The following is a 13,843-nucleotide window of genomic DNA, read 5'->3' as shown; positions in this document are numbered from 1 at the left end:
TCGATTATGTAAATTAAGGAAACAAAAAAAAGAACCAAATTTAAATTTGGTTCTTTTTAAGAATTTAAATTGTTCTTTAGATAAAACCTGGGATAATCTGACCTGTTGTTAGATAGGCTCCAAGTAAAGCGATAAAACCTAACATTGCAAATCTACCGTTTAGTTTTTCAGCAACAATTTTTTCTTTTTCTACAACTTTGGGTTTAGTATTTGTCATTAAAACCAACCAGGGATAATTTGACCAGTTGTTACATACGCACCAACTGCTGCTACGAAACCTAGCATTGCTGCCAAACCATTAAAACGTTCTGCTTCTGGAGTCATTTTTTTAAAATTATATTGTTAACAAATATAACATAATTATTTAGTTATGTAAAGAAAATTATTTGAAATTGCTTATTAAGTGCATGAATTATCGCTTATGAGTCATTTATGTAACAAATAAATATGCTTGTATCGCAATACAATTTAGCCAAAATGCTTATAAATTCGGAACGAAAAACATAAGATAGAAGTCTTTCATTAAAAAAGTAAATCCTCATTTAGAGGAGATTTAAATTAAAATAATAACAAGGTCCAGCTAGTAGGGATACAGGCTGGCCCTTAACTAATTAGAAATTTATTTATTTAAAAATAGTTTTAGAACTTAAATAATTGCTATTAATAAATTAGATATATATTAATTAATGTCATTTGCTACCTATTACATGCATTTAATTTTTGCAGCATTCCCATCTTTAGTTAGTCCTGAATTAATACTTTACTTATTGCCCGCTCTTACAGTTTCAATATTATTCTTTAGCTTTAAAATTATGTTTTTTAAGGCTCCAAAATTGAGAAAAGTAAAATAATGAAAAAATAAGAATAATAATATTTTCTATATTTCTCAAAATTTCTTATTTTGGAAAAAAATTTTTTAAGGCGCTAATTTAAGAATTATTAAGACAAAAATTTATAAGTTTTTAAATAGTATTTGAGTAACAAGGTCAATTCGAAAGTTTTCTGCTCCATTCTTTATGTTTCTTCTCTAAATCTGAAATTTTGTCTCCTAAACTAAGCTGCCTCTCTAATAATTCAACTTTTGTAAGGGTTATTTTCTCCGAGTAAAATTTGATAGGTTGATTACCATGTAAATTGTCACCACTCATAAAATTTTATATATGGGTGATTATTTTTAATATGAAAAACGCACTTTTACTTGATTTTTTACATTCTTTTCAGATTTGCGTAAATTAATGTGAAAATTAATTATTATTTCTTTAAAATTACCTTTTATTGTATCCAGATTGCCAGATGTATCTTCCCTGGTTAATATCAGACTTAACAGCAACGCAATTACAAGCTATATTCCAGAGGGCTTTGGGTATAGGATCAGGGTTATAAAGATATACTTTTTTAAATTCTTTTTTTATTAAAACTGTTGCTTTTTTAGCGTGATAATGAGGGATGGTTGGACAAACATGATGAACAACATGACTGGAACCTATATTATGGTGTAAATAATTCAAAATTTTGCCGTAAGGTCTGTCTATTGATAGAAACGCTCCTCTCATAAAGGAAAATTCCTTATTTGAGAGATGAGGAACATCTGAATCTGTGTGATGAGGCCATGTATACACTACTAACCAACTATTAACCACCAATAAGGGGCCAATATACATTGCAGTTACAGGGAATAATCCATATTGAGATATTAAAAGTATAATTCCCATTATCGTTAAGGCTACACCTATATCTGATATCCAAACTTTCTTGCTCCATATAGATGGCCATAATGCCTTAGAAAATGGTTTGGTTGGCCAAAAATGATTTGAGGTTCCATATTTAATACCTCCTGTACTCCCTGTGAGCAAATAAGCAGGCCAGCCAAAGATTAGATGAAGAATGAGTTGTAAAATTCCGTAATTTTTCTTGCCTATGGAATTCGAAAAATGTAATTCTTTTTCACCGCCAACCTTTTCTGTTACTCCATTTCCCTTAATTACTAAAGGAACGTGAGTTTCGCCATTGGTTACATTATTTGTGAATCGATGATGAACTGCATGTGAACGCTGCCAAGAAAAATAAGGAACTAGTAGTAATGAATGTAATAAATATCCGGTAATAGTTTCCAAGGTCTTGTTCTTAGAGAATGCTCCATGACCACATTCATGGGCAATTACCCAGAATCCCATTGCAGTGGTACCTGATAGGAATGAGTAAATGATCCAGATTGGGATCATTTTTGGAGTAAATGGAATAGATAACCCAATTAAAACTACTAATGATTGAATTAAAAAAGATTGTAAAAGATACCTCAAAGAAGTTTTAGTATTGCACTTTAAATAGTGATCCGGAATAACATCCTGAAATTCTTTTATGCTTGGAATATCTTTATTTTCTATTTCAAGCGCTTGGCCTTTAAGGCCTGATAATTTTACATTACTCAAATTTATGTTATGTAAGAATTTTGTTAAATAAGTATCAATTTATTTATTCTATTATCCGTCACAGACTCTTTATATGTAAATAATTTATTAATTGTCTTTTTATGGATTTTAAAAAATGTATCATCAAAAATATTAATTTAGCTTGAACGTTTTTAATTTTTATCAGAATATCTGAATTTATCTTTGAAATAATTTTTGCACAGTAAATTTGTGATCTTATTAGTATTACATATTATTTAGAGACCACGTATATACCTCTTTGGGAGACCTGATTGTTTTCTTGGTTTTACTAAAATAGGCAAGGCAATTACGCCTACAGTAAAAAGACAGATTGGAGCAACTACCATCAATATAGATTCAAGAGACATAAAAAAATTTTTACTTATTTATAAGTAGCAGATTTTTTTTTTTAAGTCATCCGTATTTATATCTATTTAGTGATAATTTCTTCAAAACTGAAATCAATTATTAAGTAAAAAAGAAAAAAAGATTAAAAAATGTCAGTACTTTCATAATCCATACTATATATTTAAAAAATTTCTATTCTTTTTGAGTTATTTATGGAACGAGAAAAATGGATGATAATGACATATTATTGCCCCACTCATGGAGATTCAGGCATAGTGGAACCTGTTGAGATTACAAAAAAAGAAATTGTTGATTCATACTTGGTTAAAGAAAGGAAACCAAGAGAAATTTAATTATTCAACACTTATACCAATTTTTACAGAAAAGATTTTTTAAAGTCTTAATAATGAAGCATTGATATCTTCCTAAATCTCATCATTACTTTTTAATCAGCAGAATGCATAAATTATAAGTTAAGGTATTTGAAACCTCATTTAAGTTTTTGTTGAAAATGCATCTTAAAAGAAATTATTTTATTTATAAAAATAATATCTATAAGTAAAGTCTATCTTGAGTATGAGGTTTTTTTCCTAAGCTTTAAGATACTAATTTGAAAAAGTTCCAGTATTAATAATTTTTAAACTTGATCAGGATCACATGTTAATTCACATTGATTTAGATCGCTAGATGATAACTTTTCTAATATTCTTAACATATCAATTTCCGAAAGCTCACCATTAGGGTTCCATTTTAAAGTTGTTTTCCTTTGCGGGGTATTCTTTTTATTCATTTTGATTTCCTCCCTTTAAATGAATTTCTAAACAACGAGAAATACATTCTTGATGACCATCAACAATACTGCATTCAGTAATGCATTCAAAATATGAATTAATTGAATCTATTTCTTCATTTTGATTCTTAGAAAAAACTGCATCTTCCATAATATTGTTTAGATTGATTTGAAATAGAGATATAGCACGAAATTATGCTTAATTATTTACTTTATTAAGTTAAAAAGAAAAAATAAGTATTAGTTACTAAATTAGAATTTCTCGTTGATTGCTCTTTAAAAGATTGTAATAATTTTCTTTTTAAATAAAAAAAAAGTAAAAATTTTGAGTATTCCAGTAAAGATTTTTTGTTTATTTAATATCAATTTTTAATTAAGTAAAAAAATCAGCATAAAGACTGATTTACTTTTCAGCAATTTAGTTTGATGATAAAAAAGCGCACTTTTAATTTTCAAATGAAATCAGTAATTAATTGGCTATCAAAAATGTTAGAAAGTATGGCAAATGCTTTTATTCATCCTCTAAAGAATGACTTACCCCCATCTATCGGAACACATTCATACAGTAGTATTCCTATTAAAAAAAAGTTAAGAAGAAGGTTTTATTAGATATTAATTTATTGGAATTAATTTTTCCTTCTTACTATCCCAAATGATGTATCTAAAGCAGTTTGGGAAATCACTTAATTTCAAGAATTTTGCTTGAGTAAGCAAATGTATATTTGCTTTATGGCAAGCTCTTAAATTATAGTTTGGTATTCTTTCTGAGAGGTGATGAATGCTGTGAAAGGATATATCTGCCAAAAACCAATTAAGCCAATTAGGTATATTTAAATTGCTACTACCTAAAATTGCTCCATCGACTATATCCCAATTTTGTGTATTTTTAGCGTAAGCATTTTTATAGTTATGTTGTACGAAAAACACACATATTAGGATTGCTGCTGAAAGTGTTAATACTAAGGAATAAAATGATAGAAAAAAAACTAAACCAAACCATTTGCACATAAATATCCACCCAATTATTACTACTATGTTATTTATTATTAATTCAGAAAGTTCACTAAAATTGTCTCCATAATCAGTAAAAGGTGGTTTTATTCTTGAATTAATAGATAAAAGTTCAGAAAACTTTTTGTTTTTGATTTTGAAAAAAGTCTCTTCTAATATATCTTTAGTGATATTAAAAATAATAATAATTAGTCCTAATCTAGGTTTTAAGACTAAGTAAAAGAATCCACCTGGAAAAAGCATTATCCAATTACGACTTACTTTATAAAATATTTGTTCTCTTTTTGAGAGAGAATTATAATCTTCAAGACTTAAAACATCTACAGGACCTTTATATATTTCCCAATTCCCATTATTTCTATGATGGAACGCATGATCAATTGACCATGATTTCTGTGGTATACCATTAACTAAACCAAGTAAAAATCCAACAAAGCGGTTTAATTTTCTTTTTGTAAAAAGTGAGTTATGACCACAATCATGCATTAATGAAAATGTTCTAGAAGAGAATAGTGTTAGAAGAAAAATAAGGGGTATTAACAAGCAGCTTTTTATTAATAATGTAAAAGGATGAATTGTTATTTGGTAAACAATTAACCAAATAGAAATTACAGGGATAATAGTAGTAATAATTTGATAAAAAGCTTTAAAGTTATTTCTTTTTAGAAATGGCTTAATTACAAAATCGCTCCTTTTAACTTCTTGCATATTCCAAGCTTTTATTTTGAAGATAACAAATTTAATAAATTTTTGATTATTACTATAAAAAATCGAATTGAATTGATAAATGTCTAAAGAATAAATTCTTTAGACATAGTTCTCAATTGATCTAGATTTAATCTTTCTAAGTAATTTTTAAAGTCACTAAGATTCTTATTAGAGTCAGAATTTTTACTCTCGTAAAGAAGACTATTAGAAATTAACTCAATAAGATGATCTTTATCCATATCTCCTTATAGACCAAAAATCCTGTTAAAAAAATTAAGGTCTTGAATTCGAGATCATTAACTCATCTTTATTTAAAAGTAATTTTTTATAAATTTTTTAAATCTTGTTCTATTTTTTCTAATCTTTCATTTAATTCTTTTTGTTCCTTAATTAAGGCTTTTTTCTTTTCTGCAAGCTCTTTATTCAAAGGAGAATTGAAATATTTTTGGTAAGAGACAAAAAAAACTGCTATCGCTACTGCAATGCCAAGAGCACCAATTATTAAAATTGGAGATGAAGGAAAGTCGTAAAATGGAATTGACAATGTACTTTACTAAAAATAAATTCTAGCTATCTCATAAACAAAAAATGAGTAATAAATACTTATTCTTTTAAAAGCTTTATGGTAATTATGTTAGTTTTTTTGTAAAAAAAATAAGTTTAATCTTTAATTGGTTTTTTAAAATGAGTATTTGTACAGCTGTCAAAGATTAAATAACTAATAATGATTAAACTAGTAAAAATTTTTTCATGAAGAAAATCATAAATAAAAAAAATAATAAAAATGAACCATGGTTTAATTGGTTAACGAGAGAACTCAATTCTTATGAAGCTTTTCAGGATTTTGAATCAGGCAAGAATCCACGAGATGTAGCAGAGGACTTTATTTCTAGAAATAGTACTGCTATTTCCGAAGTTTTCGAGAATTTTGATGAAGAAGATAAAGATACACTTGATCAGTTTCTTAAATTAACCGAATGCGAGATGCATGTTTTTAGAATTCTTGAAAAACAAATAGAGTTAAGAAAAAAGGTAAGATTTGTAGATTTTAAAAAAAGAAAAAATTGAGGAGTTAATTTCTATATAAGTTTATTTTTCCCATTACCAGTCTTACCAAAGCCTAGCCAGATGAACCACAAAATCCATCCTAAGATAGGTATTAAATTAATAAAGATCCATTTCCAATCTTTTCCAAAATCTTTGATTCTTCTTACATCAATAGCTATTTGAGGAATGATACAAACTATGCCATAAACATTGAAACCAAAAGTTTTTAAAAATATTGGGATAGTTAGGAAAGAAATTATAAGATTCGCTAGTTGAACTAACCACCAGTCCGATCGAGATGTGAATCCTTTGAAGTCTGTAGCTTTAATCCAAAACTCTTTATATGCGTTTAAAAAGTCATTAAACATAAATTAAAAATTCAAAGAATCTAACATTATCAATTTAATCTTTAATTTATCAAAATATTATTTATTTACTTAATAGGATCAAATAAATTCATATCATTTGAATCTTGTTTTGAAATCTCATCTTGATTTGGTAATGAACAGAATCCGTCTTTGCAAATCATCTTTTCTTTTGCAATACTATTAGTTTTTGAGAATATGTTTTTGTTATTGTTATTTGAAGATTCTTTCAGCATTTATATAAAAAAATTAAATCCAATATTAAATTAATAACTCAATTTATTTTTATAAGCAACAAAATTAATATTAATTATTTATTTACTTTTTTTGATTTGGCAAGTCTCTCCAAAACAGTGCCATTATATAAATGAATAAAGATATAGAACAAATATAAAGTAAAGAATTTAGATGCATTTTTATTTATTAAAGTAATAACAAAGAAGTCCTTTCATAAAAATGGGATTTCAACATTTTTTGACTTAGCAATCAAACAAATTCTAGTATTTATTTAAGTTTTTTATGCTTTTCCCCAACTTTGAGAAGGAAAAGTTTTTAAATTTTGAAATATATCTATTTAGTTAGTAAAACTTATAAATCTAATCAAATTCTACATTTTTGAATGTTTATTGTATTTCACAATCTATCCTTATTTATGTCTGTCAGAGCTTTTCTACCTTCCTTAAGGGTTCTTAAGACGAGCCAGGTTAGAGAGGAAATCATAAGGATGGTAAGTATAATTAGAGAAATATGAGTTGTATCAATATTGTTCACCAATTTAATTAAATTCCTTATGAGTCTTTAATTCAAAAATTCAAACGTCTGATCTAGAGTAAGCAGGTATTAGCATTCCACCATCTTGATCGTCATTATTGTCATCATCAAAACCACCCCCCAGAAGTAATTCAATAATTACAAGTACAGCTACTGGATATAGGCACCATAATATCGCTGTAAAAGGACTTACTAAGGAAGAAGCTGAGTAAAATTCTGACATGATCTGATATTAATCTAAAGAAACAACAATTGTGGATCGTCTGGGTAGTGTTTTATTCAATATTTCTATAAATATTTTTTAAAAACTTTTCTCTTTAGCACGAATAGATCTTTGGTATGTATTGATATTTTTATTCTTAAAATCAATTTGAATAATAATTTTTTGAAACTACTGAGAAACTAATAATGACATAATGAATCGCGCATTTGTTATTTTTTATACTTAACAAAAATTGTACAATTTTGATTCAAAAACTATTATTTATCTTGATTTTATAAATTCTATGTTTTCTTTCACTTTTGATCCTTTGGCTGCGATATTTGGTATATCTGGAATTGTAGGCTTCTTTTTCTTCGTTTCTGCTGCTAAGGGAACTTCCAGTATCAATACAAAACCAAAAAAGGAATTAGATTAGAACTTATTATCTCAGAAAACTAAATTGAAATTTTAAATTTAGTATTTAAAAGGCTTTTAAATTATTACTTATTCCATTGTTTAGAAATAAATTCCAGAAAATCTTTTAGATCCTCTTCAGGACAATTTGTTTGTTTTTGTAAATCAATGCAAATTTGCTTAATATTTTCAAAGGCCTTTTTTACGATTTCGTTTTTTTCAATAACCTCAAAATATTCTTGATCAGTAAAAGGCATAATATTAGTTTCCTTATTGAAAATTTATTTATTAACCATATTTTATCTACATTGACTTAACAGTAAAGAAGAAAAAATCTTTTTTCTTAAATTTAGCTACCCAATCGATAATGTTTTTTAATACTTTTGGTTACTTCCCATTCGCAGTTAAGTCCAGCAGGAAACTCAACTAGATCTCCAGCTTTAATCAAGTAAATGTAAACGTTTTGGGTACTTATTTTCGCTTGACCTTCAATAATTAAGCAAATTCCCTAATCATCTTAATTCCATTGAAATTTTCTTGGCTCACATTCCCAAATAGTCCAACTTTTTATTCCATACTGAATTATTACGCTTGCACTACAGGGGGAAGTTATTAGAACTTTCACGAAATAGTTCGGAGGTATTTTTTATTTTACAAATAAAAGAAATGTTTATTTTAGAGAATGTGTATTTCTTTACTGTCTTTTATTTTTTTTCGTTTATCATAAAAAAAAATTTCTAATTTATGGATGAGCTTTCTGTATTGTCAATTTCGCTATCTATAGCTTCTTTAGGAATATTTTTTTTATTTTTCGCTTCAAATGATGATGATGATCAAGATGGAGGTAAGTTGATTAAATCATTAGAAAGAATTAATTAATTCCAAGTAAATAAAATATTTAATAGAGATTTATAACCTATAAAGCCTGCATAAATGCAGCTTAAAAAAATAACATAAACTTCCAATGTGCCGAGTCTTTTTTTCTTTAAAGTTTTCATTGTTTTGGGTGTTTATAGGGAATTTTATTTAATTTGATTTTTATTAACATGAGTATTTTTTACATTAACTCAGAGATTAAAGAATTATTAATGTCAAGCCAAAAAATAAAAAACAAGTAAAAAATATTATTTTTTTGGTAATTTCTCTTTCCTCAGTCTTAGCAAAAAATAAGGAAATTACTGGAGATATGCTTAATAAAGCCCATCCTACTCCTATGGGAAGGGTTTTAAACACAACTTGTTGTAGAAATATTCCTACATTTGTTCCAAGAAGTATTGAAATAAAAAATCTTTTTTGTTGTTTTTTGTCTATGTTTTTTAAGAAAAAATTAATCTTAAATCCTTTTAGACTAGTTAAAAAAATTATTGCACCTAATAATCTTATTTCAGTTGTAAGGAAAGGAGATAAATTGCTTTGAAGGAAAACTATCCTTGATAAAAGACCTCCAAGAACAGCACATAAAACTGATAAAAAAGGAAAAGCAAAAATCTTAAAGTTATTTTTTTCTGAGAAAGAGGAGTTTTCCTCTTTAAAATCGTTACCTTTTCTGAGAATAATGAATAACGAAATCGTTACTATAATTACTCCAACCCATGATTTAGTTGTTAAATTTTCATTAATAAAAAATTCCCCTGATAAAGCTGCCATTAACGGAGAAAGAGTTTCTATAGATAAAGTTTTTCTTGTGCCAATTGTCTGTAGTGACTTTAAATAGAAAGTATCACCAAAACCAATACCTATTATTCCACTAATTAGTAGAATAAATATGTTTTTTAATTCAGTTGTAGAACTTAGATTGATAAAAGCAGGTATAAAAATTAAAAAAGCTATTATATTTTTTATTAAATTAATATCTATTGATTTATATTTTTGAGTTTGCGAGCGCCAAATAAAGCACGCATATGTCCAAGATGTAGCAGCTCCAAAAGCAGAAAGGATTCCAATCAAAACAAATAGTTCAAAATTTTATTTTATAAATTGAGTAAATGCTAAAAAGAATACATAAATAAGAATCAAAATCCCCGGTAAGTACTGAATCAATGATTTGAAATCAATTTTTTTCATATTTACTTAAAATTATTTATTTTAGACAGTTTTTTTATTAGTAGGGTACAAACTCTCTAACTTCTTTCTTCTTTGAACTTTCGCATTAATTCTTTCTTCTTTTTCTTTTTTCTTGATCTCATCATTTATCTTATTTTGTCTATATCCAAACCAAAGTAGAACCCATATAACAGAAGTTATTAAAAGAAGAGCAGTATATTGACCAGTCATAGGAAAACTGGCCTCAGAATATTTAACGTAAGAAAATAACAAACTCATTTAATTAACTTAAAGCATAAAAATAACGACTGTGTTGATTTTTCTAGAAATTTAAAAATTGGCGAATCGTAGCTATTTATTATGTGGTTTTAAAGTTTTATATTTATTTTTTTATGGTGTTTGGACTAATTTTTCTTTATGACTACTTGCTATTATCAGATTGAAGCATATTAAATAATAAGTTTTTGGAACCTTTTGATTTAGCAGTTGTTGGAGGCGGTGCAGCCGGTTTTATGACAGCAATAACTGCTGCTGAAAATGGAGTAAAAAGAATAATAATTCTTGAAGGAACTTCAAAACTTATGGAGAAAGTAAGGATTAGTGGAGGGGGAAGATGTAACGTCACTAATGCGACATGGATACCGAATGAACTAATTGAGAATTACCCCAGAGGTGGAATTCAGCTCTTGGAATCATTTAATCGTTTTGCTGCTGGAGATGTATACGATTGGTTTGAGAAAAAAGGTTTAAAATTAAAAATTGAGGAAGATCTAAGAGTATTCCCAGCGTCTAATTCTTCTTCAGATGTTATTGATTGTTTGAGAAAAAGTGCTTTATCAAAAAACGTAGAAATACTAACAAAATTTTTTGTAAAAGAAATTTCAAAAACTCCAGATAATATATTCAATATTTTTAGTCTTAAAAAAGCAAAGGTAACTGCAAACAATATTATTCTTTCAACTGGAGGTAATCCAAGCGGATATAAATTAGCTCAAAATCTTGGACACAACATTGTTAAACCTGTACCATCGCTTTTTACTTTTTCCACAAAAGAACCAAATTTGGATGAATGTAGTGGGGTATCGATAAGGGGCATAGATATAGAAATTAATTTAAACAATAAAAATTTTCAAAATAGAGGCGATTTACTAATAACGCATTGGGGGTTTAGTGGGCCAGCAGTATTAAAACTTTCATCAATTGCAGCAAGGGAACTTTATAGCCAAAAATATAAATTTAATTTAATCATTAAATGGTCTTCTTTAAGTTATGAGGAGTTAAAAGAAAAAATTAATTATTTAAGATTAAATAAAGGCAAGGTGAAACTTATTAATAGTAGACCTGTTCCACTATTAACAAAAAGATTATGGATTTTTTTATTGAAGAAAATAGGAATTGATAAAGAGAAAAAGTGGGCTGATTTACTGGCGGATGAAAGAGAGATAATGATAAATACTCTAATTAGGGATAAATATATAATTTCGGGCAAAGGTCCATTTGGAGAGGAATTTGTTACTTCCGGAGGTGTAAAAATTAATGAGGTTAATTTTAAAAGTATGGAGAGCTTAATTTGTCCAGGGTTATTTTTTTCTGGAGAAGTTTTGGATGTTGATGGGATTACTGGTGGATTTAATTTTCAACATTGTTGGACAAGTGGATGGATCGCTGGGATGGCAGTCTCAAAGTTAAATCAATCAATAATTAATAAGTAATAAATCAGTAAGTAACAATTCAATAAGTTTATCTTTTTTTTATTAAGTATTAGACGGAAAAAGTTTTTTGGAGAAACTTTAATTTTAAAGTTTTAATTATTGGTGAAGATTAATGCAGAATCTTGTATCAAAAAAAGAAGAAGAGGAAAGAAGATTAAAAGCTTTAGCAGAATATAGGATTTTGGGAACCAAGCCAGAATCATGTTATGACGATATTACAAAAATTGCTGCTACAACCTGTAATGTGCCTATTTCTTTAATGACTTTGGTAGACAAAGATAAACAATGGTTTAAAGCCAAAATAGGACTTCAAATATCAGAAACTAGAAGAGATTGGTCTTTTTGTACCCATGCAATAAAAGAAAATAGTCCATTAATTATTCATGATGCTTTCCAAGATGAAAGGTTTATAAATAATCCATTGGTAACAGGAGACCCCAAGATTCGTTTTTATGCAGGTTTTCCCCTTAGAAATAGTGATGGTAATAAACTTGGAACTCTTTGTGTAATAGACAGAAAGCCAGGAAATCTAACTACACAACAATTTAATATTATGGAATTATTATCCAAGCAAATAGTTTCATTTTTAGAGCTTAGAAAAAAGTCATTAAACTTGCTAGATGCTTTGTCTAACTTGCACAAACAGGAAGGTATTTTATCTGTCTGTTCATATTGCAGAGAAGTGAAAAATAAGGAGGGCGATTGGATGCATTTAGAAAAATATCTTTCGAAAATTAGTGATATTAGATTCAGCCATGGGGTTTGTGATAATTGTATGGAAAAACATTTCCCAGATGTAATCGAAGTATGGAATAAAAAGGATTTTTTTGAAGATGGCCAGAAAAGGTATTTAGAGTCTTAGATTTAATACTTTGCTTTTAAGTTATTAATTTATTCCTAAACAAATTCTTAATTTGGTGGTTAGGATTGTATAAATTTTGACTAGAAAATGTTATTAGGAACTTTATTTACAGGTGAAATTGCTAAAAGTGCATTAGTAGCATATGTTCATTATTTAGGAATAATATTGTGTTTTGGTTCTCTTTTATTTGAAAGATTGACTCTCAAAGTAGGTCTTAATAGAAATGAGACGATCTCAATGATAATTGCAGATGTGATTTATGGTTTAGCAGGAGTTGCGATATTAGTTACTGGGATTTTGCGTGTTAAGTATTTTGGTCAAGGAGGTGATTTCTATACGGGTAATCCTGTGTTTTGGATAAAGGTTTCGCTCTACATTTTGGTTGGCTTACTTTCTTTATACCCGACGACAACATATATCCTCTGGGCAATTCCACTAAGTAAGAATAAACTACCTGAAATTTCAGAAAACCTAGTGAAGAGGTTTAGACTAATAATTACTACCGAATTAGTTGGCTTTGCAACAATACCTTTGTTCGCAACTCTTATGGCTAGAGGTGTAGGTTTAGGTTGAAAAATTTATTTTTAGAAAGAAATTGTCTAATAAGTGCTAACAAAATATATAGATGGAGTTTAAGTTATAAGATTTCTAAATCTAAAAAAGAAATTATTTTTATTGGTCTAAATCCTTCATTATCAGATACAGTTTTCTTGGATAATACAACAAAAAAGATAATTAAAATCTCGAAAAATAATAATTATGGCAAAGTAAAATTAATAAATTTATTTGCTCTTATTTCAAGTAATCCAGGAAGACTCTTTAATCACAAAAACCCTGTTGGTTATTTAAACAATAATCATATTTATAAAAACTTAAAACACTGGTCTGAAAATAAAAATTGTGATTTATGGTTAGGTTGGGGTAACAAAGGGAAATTTCTAAATAGAAATAAAAGAATATTAAAAAAAATAATGCAATATAACTCAATCAGAAAAAATAATTTTGATAATCCTCTTGGACCGCTTTTAATTAAGAAAACAATTAAAGATAATCCAATACATCCTCTATACTGCTCTGATAATTCCATTCTCAAAGCTGTAAAAACGATTTGATGCAAAGGTTTATGAGGCAGTTAATTTAA

General features: G+C 27.5%; 26 protein-coding genes. 9 read left to right on the top strand and 17 right to left on the bottom strand.

What is annotated here, in order from left to right; genetic code table 11:
* Positions 1–76: 76 nt before the first annotated feature.
* From EU91_RS01645 to EU91_RS09690, 5 genes are all read right to left on the bottom strand, one after another.
* A complete protein-coding gene (locus EU91_RS01645; RefSeq protein ID WP_032524956.1) occupies positions 77–217 on the bottom strand; it encodes a high light inducible protein in 141 nt (46 codons plus the stop codon).
* Positions 217–324 carry a high light inducible protein gene (locus EU91_RS0108850; protein ID WP_032520188.1) on the bottom strand — a complete coding sequence of 36 codons (108 nt, stop codon included), beginning with the start codon at positions 322–324 and terminating at the stop codon, positions 217–219. The genes EU91_RS01645 and EU91_RS0108850 overlap by 1 nt, the downstream gene beginning before the upstream one ends.
* A gap of 662 nt (positions 325–986) precedes the next feature.
* Positions 987–1,148, bottom strand: coding sequence for a hypothetical protein (locus EU91_RS09535; RefSeq protein WP_193741642.1), 162 nt, complete (start codon positions 1,146–1,148; stop codon positions 987–989).
* A gap of 117 nt (positions 1,149–1,265) precedes the next feature.
* On the bottom strand, positions 1,266–2,429 hold the full coding sequence (locus EU91_RS01650) for a fatty acid desaturase (protein WP_032524955.1): 1,164 nt from the start codon (positions 2,427–2,429) through the stop codon (positions 1,266–1,268).
* 236 nt (positions 2,430–2,665) lie between these two features.
* Entirely contained in the window at positions 2,666–2,797 is a 132-nt protein-coding gene (locus EU91_RS09690; protein WP_275040674.1) for a hypothetical protein, read from the bottom strand.
* Between the two features lie 192 nt (positions 2,798–2,989).
* On the opposite strand from EU91_RS09690, the gene EU91_RS09530 reads away from it, so the two are divergent.
* Positions 2,990–3,130 carry a hypothetical protein gene (locus EU91_RS09530; protein WP_193741652.1) on the top strand — a complete coding sequence of 47 codons (141 nt, stop codon included), beginning with the start codon at positions 2,990–2,992 and terminating at the stop codon, positions 3,128–3,130.
* A 284-nt stretch (positions 3,131–3,414) separates the two neighbouring features.
* Here the strand turns inward: EU91_RS09530 and EU91_RS09525 are convergent, their stop codons facing one another.
* A complete protein-coding gene (locus EU91_RS09525) occupies positions 3,415–3,567 on the bottom strand; it encodes a hypothetical protein (RefSeq protein ID WP_193741641.1) in 153 nt (50 codons plus the stop codon).
* Positions 3,560–3,718 carry a hypothetical protein gene (locus tag EU91_RS09520; RefSeq protein ID WP_193741640.1) on the bottom strand — a complete coding sequence of 53 codons (159 nt, stop codon included), beginning with the start codon at positions 3,716–3,718 and terminating at the stop codon, positions 3,560–3,562. Before EU91_RS09520 ends, EU91_RS09525 begins: the two co-directional genes overlap by 8 nt.
* 305 nt (positions 3,719–4,023) lie before the next feature.
* Here EU91_RS09520 and EU91_RS09515 point away from each other — a divergent pair, with 305 nt between their 5' ends.
* Positions 4,024–4,176 (top strand): hypothetical protein, encoded by a 153-nt coding sequence (locus EU91_RS09515; protein WP_193741639.1) that lies wholly within the window; start codon positions 4,024–4,026, stop codon positions 4,174–4,176.
* A gap of 3 nt (positions 4,177–4,179) precedes the next feature.
* On the opposite strand, the gene EU91_RS01660 is transcribed toward EU91_RS09515, so the two are convergent.
* The 3 genes from EU91_RS01660 to EU91_RS01665 form a co-directional block, all read right to left on the bottom strand.
* Positions 4,180–5,286, bottom strand: coding sequence for a fatty acid desaturase (locus EU91_RS01660; protein ID WP_032524953.1), 1,107 nt, complete (start codon positions 5,284–5,286; stop codon positions 4,180–4,182).
* Positions 5,287–5,369: 83 nt separating this feature from the next.
* Positions 5,370–5,525: a hypothetical protein gene (locus tag EU91_RS09510; RefSeq protein ID WP_193741638.1), complete on the bottom strand. Its 156-nt coding sequence runs from the start codon at positions 5,523–5,525 to the stop codon at positions 5,370–5,372.
* A gap of 86 nt (positions 5,526–5,611) precedes the next feature.
* Positions 5,612–5,830 (bottom strand): M protein, encoded by a 219-nt coding sequence (locus EU91_RS01665; protein WP_011818999.1) that lies wholly within the window; start codon positions 5,828–5,830, stop codon positions 5,612–5,614.
* A 206-nt stretch (positions 5,831–6,036) separates the two neighbouring features.
* Here EU91_RS01665 and EU91_RS01670 point away from each other — a divergent pair, with 206 nt between their 5' ends.
* Complete coding sequence (locus EU91_RS01670) at positions 6,037–6,354, top strand: hypothetical protein (RefSeq protein WP_032524952.1); 318 nt, start codon at positions 6,037–6,039, stop codon at positions 6,352–6,354.
* 11 nt (positions 6,355–6,365) lie between these two features.
* Here EU91_RS01670 and EU91_RS0108845 read toward each other — a convergent pair whose 3' ends face one another.
* The 3 genes from EU91_RS0108845 to EU91_RS01675 all read right to left on the bottom strand — a co-directional run bounded on the left by EU91_RS0108845 (position 6,366) and on the right by EU91_RS01675 (position 7,692).
* Positions 6,366–6,701, bottom strand: coding sequence for a DUF805 domain-containing protein (locus EU91_RS0108845; protein WP_025913812.1), 336 nt, complete (start codon positions 6,699–6,701; stop codon positions 6,366–6,368).
* Positions 6,702–6,766: 65 nt separating this feature from the next.
* Positions 6,767–6,934, bottom strand: a complete 168-nt coding sequence (locus tag EU91_RS09505; protein WP_193741637.1) for a hypothetical protein — start codon at positions 6,932–6,934, stop codon at positions 6,767–6,769.
* A gap of 575 nt (positions 6,935–7,509) precedes the next feature.
* The gene (locus EU91_RS01675; RefSeq protein WP_032524951.1) at positions 7,510–7,692 is read right to left on the bottom strand and encodes a hypothetical protein; all 183 of its coding nucleotides are present in this window, start codon (positions 7,690–7,692) and stop codon (positions 7,510–7,512) included.
* Positions 7,693–7,975: 283 nt separating this feature from the next.
* On the opposite strand from EU91_RS01675, the gene EU91_RS09685 reads away from it, so the two are divergent.
* Positions 7,976–8,107, top strand: coding sequence for a hypothetical protein (locus tag EU91_RS09685; protein ID WP_257008698.1), 132 nt, complete (start codon positions 7,976–7,978; stop codon positions 8,105–8,107).
* Between the two features lie 64 nt (positions 8,108–8,171).
* On the opposite strand, the gene EU91_RS09500 is transcribed toward EU91_RS09685, so the two are convergent.
* Both EU91_RS09500 and EU91_RS09605 read right to left on the bottom strand, forming a co-directional pair.
* Entirely contained in the window at positions 8,172–8,342 is a 171-nt protein-coding gene (locus EU91_RS09500; protein ID WP_011863490.1) for a hypothetical protein, read from the bottom strand.
* 92 nt (positions 8,343–8,434) lie between these two features.
* Positions 8,435–8,578, bottom strand: coding sequence for a cupin domain-containing protein (locus EU91_RS09605; RefSeq protein ID WP_275040677.1), 144 nt, complete (start codon positions 8,576–8,578; stop codon positions 8,435–8,437).
* Positions 8,579–8,829: 251 nt separating this feature from the next.
* On the opposite strand from EU91_RS09605, the gene EU91_RS09680 reads away from it, so the two are divergent.
* Positions 8,830–8,964, top strand: coding sequence for a hypothetical protein (locus tag EU91_RS09680; protein ID WP_012008254.1), 135 nt, complete (start codon positions 8,830–8,832; stop codon positions 8,962–8,964).
* Between the two features lie 195 nt (positions 8,965–9,159).
* Here the strand turns inward: EU91_RS09680 and EU91_RS01680 are convergent, their stop codons facing one another.
* Both EU91_RS01680 and EU91_RS0108835 read right to left on the bottom strand, forming a co-directional pair.
* Entirely contained in the window at positions 9,160–10,032 is an 873-nt protein-coding gene (locus tag EU91_RS01680; protein WP_032524950.1) for an EamA family transporter, read from the bottom strand.
* Between the two features lie 138 nt (positions 10,033–10,170).
* Positions 10,171–10,407: a hypothetical protein gene (locus EU91_RS0108835; protein WP_025954851.1), complete on the bottom strand. Its 237-nt coding sequence runs from the start codon at positions 10,405–10,407 to the stop codon at positions 10,171–10,173.
* Between the two features lie 185 nt (positions 10,408–10,592).
* Between EU91_RS0108835 and EU91_RS01685 the strand changes: the two genes are divergently transcribed.
* The 4 genes from EU91_RS01685 to EU91_RS01700 all read left to right on the top strand — a co-directional run bounded on the left by EU91_RS01685 (position 10,593) and on the right by EU91_RS01700 (position 13,814).
* Positions 10,593–11,840, top strand: a complete 1,248-nt coding sequence (locus EU91_RS01685; RefSeq protein ID WP_032524949.1) for an NAD(P)/FAD-dependent oxidoreductase — start codon at positions 10,593–10,595, stop codon at positions 11,838–11,840.
* Between the two features lie 112 nt (positions 11,841–11,952).
* Positions 11,953–12,702, top strand: coding sequence for a GAF domain-containing protein (locus EU91_RS01690; protein WP_032524948.1), 750 nt, complete (start codon positions 11,953–11,955; stop codon positions 12,700–12,702).
* Positions 12,703–12,789: 87 nt separating this feature from the next.
* The gene (locus EU91_RS01695) at positions 12,790–13,275 is read left to right on the top strand and encodes a DUF2214 family protein (protein ID WP_032524947.1); all 486 of its coding nucleotides are present in this window, start codon (positions 12,790–12,792) and stop codon (positions 13,273–13,275) included.
* Positions 13,272–13,814 carry a DUF1643 domain-containing protein gene (locus EU91_RS01700; protein WP_032524946.1) on the top strand — a complete coding sequence of 181 codons (543 nt, stop codon included), beginning with the start codon at positions 13,272–13,274 and terminating at the stop codon, positions 13,812–13,814. The genes EU91_RS01695 and EU91_RS01700 overlap by 4 nt, the downstream gene beginning before the upstream one ends.
* Positions 13,815–13,843: the final 29 nt, after the last annotated feature.

It is taken from the genome of Prochlorococcus marinus str. GP2 (assembly GCF_000759885.1).
In the GTDB taxonomy this organism is placed as follows: domain Bacteria; phylum Cyanobacteriota; class Cyanobacteriia; order PCC-6307; family Cyanobiaceae; genus Prochlorococcus_A; species Prochlorococcus_A marinus_J.
Note: the sequence above shows the minus strand (reverse complement) of the source record. Positions and strands in the feature narration are given on the sequence as shown.

Bases quoted from the DNA above. Each gene is read 5' to 3' on its own strand.
- EU91_RS01645 (WP_032524956.1), bottom strand. From the start codon at position 217: ATGACAAATACTAAACCCAAAGTTGTAGAAAAAGAAAAAATTGTTGCT.
- EU91_RS0108850 (WP_032520188.1), bottom strand. From the start codon at position 324: ATGACTCCAGAAGCAGAACGTTTTAATGGTTTGGCAGCAATGCTAGGT.
- EU91_RS09690 (WP_275040674.1), bottom strand. From the start codon at position 2,797: ATGTCTCTTGAATCTATATTGATGGTAGTTGCTCCAATCTGTCTTTTT.
- EU91_RS01660 (WP_032524953.1), bottom strand. From the start codon at position 5,286: ATGCAAGAAGTTAAAAGGAGCGATTTTGTAATTAAGCCATTTCTAAAA.
- EU91_RS01690 (WP_032524948.1), top strand. From the start codon at position 11,953: ATGCAGAATCTTGTATCAAAAAAAGAAGAAGAGGAAAGAAGATTAAAA.
- EU91_RS09500 (WP_011863490.1), bottom strand. From the start codon at position 8,342: ATGCCTTTTACTGATCAAGAATATTTTGAGGTTATTGAAAAAAACGAA.
- EU91_RS0108835 (WP_025954851.1), bottom strand. From the start codon at position 10,407: ATGAGTTTGTTATTTTCTTACGTTAAATATTCTGAGGCCAGTTTTCCT.
- EU91_RS09520 (WP_193741640.1), bottom strand. From the start codon at position 3,718: ATGGAAGATGCAGTTTTTTCTAAGAATCAAAATGAAGAAATAGATTCA.
- EU91_RS0108845 (WP_025913812.1), bottom strand. From the start codon at position 6,701: ATGTTTAATGACTTTTTAAACGCATATAAAGAGTTTTGGATTAAAGCT.
- EU91_RS09525 (WP_193741641.1), bottom strand. From the start codon at position 3,567: ATGAATAAAAAGAATACCCCGCAAAGGAAAACAACTTTAAAATGGAAC.
- EU91_RS01675 (WP_032524951.1), bottom strand. From the start codon at position 7,692: ATGTCAGAATTTTACTCAGCTTCTTCCTTAGTAAGTCCTTTTACAGCG.
- EU91_RS09535 (WP_193741642.1), bottom strand. From the start codon at position 1,148: ATGAGTGGTGACAATTTACATGGTAATCAACCTATCAAATTTTACTCG.
- EU91_RS01670 (WP_032524952.1), top strand. From the start codon at position 6,037: ATGAAGAAAATCATAAATAAAAAAAATAATAAAAATGAACCATGGTTT.
- EU91_RS09530 (WP_193741652.1), top strand. From the start codon at position 2,990: ATGGAACGAGAAAAATGGATGATAATGACATATTATTGCCCCACTCAT.
- EU91_RS09505 (WP_193741637.1), bottom strand. From the start codon at position 6,934: ATGCTGAAAGAATCTTCAAATAACAATAACAAAAACATATTCTCAAAA.
- EU91_RS01695 (WP_032524947.1), top strand. From the start codon at position 12,790: ATGTTATTAGGAACTTTATTTACAGGTGAAATTGCTAAAAGTGCATTA.
- EU91_RS09510 (WP_193741638.1), bottom strand. From the start codon at position 5,525: ATGGATAAAGATCATCTTATTGAGTTAATTTCTAATAGTCTTCTTTAC.
- EU91_RS09515 (WP_193741639.1), top strand. From the start codon at position 4,024: ATGAAATCAGTAATTAATTGGCTATCAAAAATGTTAGAAAGTATGGCA.
- EU91_RS09685 (WP_257008698.1), top strand. From the start codon at position 7,976: ATGTTTTCTTTCACTTTTGATCCTTTGGCTGCGATATTTGGTATATCT.
- EU91_RS09680 (WP_012008254.1), top strand. From the start codon at position 8,830: ATGGATGAGCTTTCTGTATTGTCAATTTCGCTATCTATAGCTTCTTTA.